Origin of the sequence: Pseudomonas sp. SIMBA_041 (assembly GCF_046535095.1) — a bacterium.
In the GTDB taxonomy this organism is placed as follows: domain Bacteria; phylum Pseudomonadota; class Gammaproteobacteria; order Pseudomonadales; family Pseudomonadaceae; genus Aquipseudomonas; species Aquipseudomonas mucoides.
On record NZ_JAWRXJ010000081.1, the window covers coordinates 1 to 368 of the forward strand.

Annotated in this window: 1 protein-coding gene; it reads right to left on the reverse strand. The window is 59.8% G+C overall.

Translation table 11 applies throughout. The annotated features are described in order from the left end of the window. Nucleotides 1-368: hypothetical protein (locus SB725_RS30315; RefSeq protein WP_410923044.1), on the reverse strand; the 368-nt coding region annotated here is incomplete at both ends.

Consider the following 368-nt stretch of genomic DNA (forward strand, 5'->3'; position numbering starts at 1 on the left):
ATGCCGATCTGCCGCCGGACTGTACTGAGCCCCTCCCGCTCATGCAGATCATTGAAATCGGTAGGACCGCCCTCGAGCGATTGAAACGCGGGGAAGGTCGCCTTGGCGTTGTGCGACGCGGCCGCCGCCAAAGCCTTTTCCCGGCCGCCATTCACGATCTTCACCGTAACATGCTTGTCGGTCGCTTCGTTGCGAATCTCGCCGACGACACGCTGAACGCCTTCGGGACTGAGTTCGTAGCGCAGCTCGATCGTGCAGTCGGGATTGCCCCGGAGGTTCCTTCGCACGCCATCGACTTGGATTTCATCCTCATCGATTTGCGGGAGTTTCAGCCTCTCGACAGCGAAGTCGGACGTGATAACCTTGCT